Origin of the sequence: Robertmurraya sp. (assembly GCF_036676585.1) — a bacterium.
GTDB lineage: Bacteria > Bacillota > Bacilli > Bacillales > Cytobacillaceae > Robertmurraya_A.
Genome location: NZ_JAKFCQ010000192.1, coordinates 1 through 2,892, shown reverse-complemented (window position 1 = coordinate 2,892; position 2,892 = coordinate 1). Strand labels below are relative to the sequence as shown.

Here is a 2,892-nt window from a genome sequence, read left to right as displayed (position 1 = left end):
CCAGATTTGAGCATTGTTCTAATGTGGTATATGCTAATCCCAAAAGATATGTTCTATATATGGGTGTTAGATCTTTATCTCTTCAACATTATACGGTTGATCCTACATTAGGGGATCGAGAGCGTGTATAGGGATGCTTCGGCATCCTTTTCCATTGTTCCGCTATTGGGCAGGTTAGTTTAATAGCCCGGATACGACCAAAACCCATCCTTGTAATATAAAAATCGAATTTTGATTATAGGAATGGATTTGGGACCTGATAAACGAAGGTTTTTGGTACTGGATACGGAACGGGCAGTTTTTTGTCACGTAAACTATAGATTTTTCGGTTTAGATTTCTCCAAAGCATCTGATAATAAGTCGATATAAACTGAAATCTCTTCTGTTAAAAATACATCATTTCGTTTCACATAGCCCACTTGTATCTGACACCCCTCATCCAATGGAATAGAAATAATATTCAGGTTCATGTAATTTTTGACGATACAGCCCGTTCCAAGATTGTATCCATCTGTATTAGATAGAAGATTATTCATCGTACCTCGATCCTTTAGATAGACCCGTTTTCCGATTTTATCCACATTGATAGCTTCTTCCGCAAAATGGAGCAGTACCTTGGTAGGTCAAATAAGGATAATCCTTCAGTTGTTCTATGGTAATTAACTTGAGATGAGCTAGAGGATGTTCTTTTCGGAGAAAGACGTGCTGCTTCATCGAAGTGAGTGGAGTAAACTTTAATGATTTCGAGATAAAATAGCGTTCAAAAAAATTTCTGTTTAAATCGGTTAGAGATAAAATCCCCAACAAACTTCTGTTGGCGTATACGTCTTCAATCACATTGCGTGTTTTTCCTTCCCGAATGGTCAACTCATATTTTCGTTCCGCAAAATAATGGATCAGACTTGCAACAGCCTCTATTACAAAACCGTAGTGTTGTGAGGAAATGGACAACTTTGTTAATTCAGTTTTATTGTGCTTGTTAAAATGGTAAACAACAGACTCCATTTGTTCGAGAAGCATCTAAGAATAGAATAATAATTCGGTCCCATCTTTAGTAAAGACGACTCCTTTATTCTTTCTGTCTAAAATGGTAATCCCCAATTCGGCCTCTAGTTCCTGAACGGCTTTACTGATAGAGGGCTGCGTTACATAAAGTGAGGAGGCGGCTTTGCTGATCGAGTTATGGCGATTTCTACTATATACCGAATTTGTTGAAATGTCATATCCACACTACCTTGCTATAACTTTATCCTATGGCAAATGATTGAAAAGGTCAATTTTACGATATAGAAAAAGGGGGGTAAAATATAGAAAACAAATTCCAAGTGTAAACAAATCGGAGGATACACAAATGCTGAGAAAAGCTGAGGAATCGGATTTACCTGAAATTCTCGATATTTATAACGACGCAATAATGAATACAACCGCAGTGTACTCTTATGAACCGCAAACGCTCGAAAATCGATTAGATTGGTTTCGTAATAAACAAGAGAATGGATATCCGATCTTGGTAATAGAGGATGGGGGACACATTAGAGGATTTGCTACTTATGGCCCGTTCCGGCCTTGGCCTGCTTATAAATATTCCATCGAGCATTCTGTCTATGTGCATAATGATTATCGTGGAAAGGGAGCAGGAAAATTACTGATGCGTGAGATTATAAACCTCGCTGAAATTAACGGATACGCCACACTTATTGCAGGCATTGATGCCACTAACCAAGCAAGTATCGCTTTGCATCAAACACTGGGATTCTCTCATTCAGGCACGATACGAAGGGCTGGCTACAAGTTCGGACAATGGCTCGATTTAGCGTTCTATCAACTGGATTTGAGTGGACCGCCTGAACCAACAGAAGGAGAGTAGGCACGGATACTGAAAACTCTTGGATTGGTGAAGTGTTTGCTTAAATATCGGGTTCGAGAATTAAATAAAATGAAAAGAAGGCTGCTGACAAAAGGCAGCCTTTGTTGTTGTGTTAAACGGGCAGTTTAGTTTAATGATTAAAAATAATAAGTAGGAGATAATATCGTAACTCCGAATTGTTAAAGTATAAAAATATTAGGAGTTTAGAAAAGGGGTATCTACGTAATTTTATTACGTAAAACGATCTTATTACGGTAATTACGAATTGAATTTCGTTGAGTAAAAGTTAATATGACATATCCGAAAACCAAATTTCACATTTTACTATACTGTGACTTATCTTTGTTATCATGAACTGTGACAAGATGTTAATCGCTTGGAAGGAATTGGTAATTCTTGATAGAATAAATATGAAGATGATCAGGTAATAAATTTGTACACATAAGGAGATAAAACTATGGCAAAAAACAAATTACTAAGAATGGACAATGTTGGCATCGTTGTAGAATCCCTTGATGACGCAATCTCTTTCTTCGAGGAGATTGGCTTGAAGCTCGAAGGGCGAGCTACTGTCGAAGATGAATGGGCTGGTCGCGTAACCGGGCTGGGTTCACAGTGTGTAGAGATTGCTATGATGGTTACCCCAGATGGCCACAGCCGACTTGAACTTTCGCGATTTCTCACCCCACCTACTATATCAGATCACCGAACTGCTCCTGTAAATGCCCTCGGTTATCTACGCGTCATGTTCACCGTTGAAGACATTGACGAAATGGTATCCAGACTCACTAAGTATGGTGCTCAGCTCGTTGGCGAAGTGGTTCAGTACGAGGACTCGTATCGGCTCTGCTACATTCGTGGAAATGAAGGACTTCTAATCGGTTTGGCGGAACAACTCGGTAATAAATAAGTGACGTTTAAAAGAAGACTTAACTGAAATATACATTACTAGAGTAAAAATAGAAACAGAAAAGCAGTGTGAAAGTATCTCGAAGAAGTCGGGTGCATCATATAAACACCGCATT

5 protein-coding genes are annotated in these 2,892 nt (G+C 38.7%); 2 read left to right on the top strand and 3 right to left on the bottom strand.

Annotated elements, in window-relative coordinates:
* Nucleotides 1-314 precede the first annotated feature (314 nt).
* The 3 genes from ACGLXV_RS24040 to ACGLXV_RS24030 are packed head-to-tail and all read right to left on the bottom strand — an operon-like array spanning nucleotide 315 to nucleotide 1,176.
* Nucleotides 315-581 (bottom strand): hypothetical protein, encoded by a 267-nt coding sequence (locus ACGLXV_RS24040; protein ID WP_391560611.1) that lies wholly within the window; start codon nucleotides 579-581, stop codon nucleotides 315-317.
* Nucleotides 574-1,005, bottom strand: a complete 432-nt coding sequence (locus tag ACGLXV_RS24035; RefSeq protein WP_391560610.1) for a LysR family transcriptional regulator substrate-binding protein — start codon at nucleotides 1,003-1,005, stop codon at nucleotides 574-576. The genes ACGLXV_RS24040 and ACGLXV_RS24035 overlap by 8 nt, the downstream gene beginning before the upstream one ends.
* A gap of 15 nt (nucleotides 1,006-1,020) precedes the next feature.
* On the bottom strand, nucleotides 1,021-1,176 hold the full coding sequence (locus ACGLXV_RS24030) for a LysR family transcriptional regulator (RefSeq protein WP_391560612.1): 156 nt from the start codon (nucleotides 1,174-1,176) through the stop codon (nucleotides 1,021-1,023).
* 175 nt (nucleotides 1,177-1,351) lie between these two features.
* Here ACGLXV_RS24030 and ACGLXV_RS24025 point away from each other — a divergent pair, with 175 nt between their 5' ends.
* Both ACGLXV_RS24025 and ACGLXV_RS24020 read left to right on the top strand, forming a co-directional pair.
* The gene (locus tag ACGLXV_RS24025) at nucleotides 1,352-1,867 is read left to right on the top strand and encodes a GNAT family N-acetyltransferase (RefSeq protein WP_391560609.1); all 516 of its coding nucleotides are present in this window, start codon (nucleotides 1,352-1,354) and stop codon (nucleotides 1,865-1,867) included.
* 457 nt (nucleotides 1,868-2,324) lie between these two features.
* On the top strand, nucleotides 2,325-2,777 hold the full coding sequence (locus tag ACGLXV_RS24020) for a VOC family protein (protein ID WP_391560608.1): 453 nt from the start codon (nucleotides 2,325-2,327) through the stop codon (nucleotides 2,775-2,777).
* The last annotated feature ends 115 nt before the right edge of the window (nucleotides 2,778-2,892 follow it).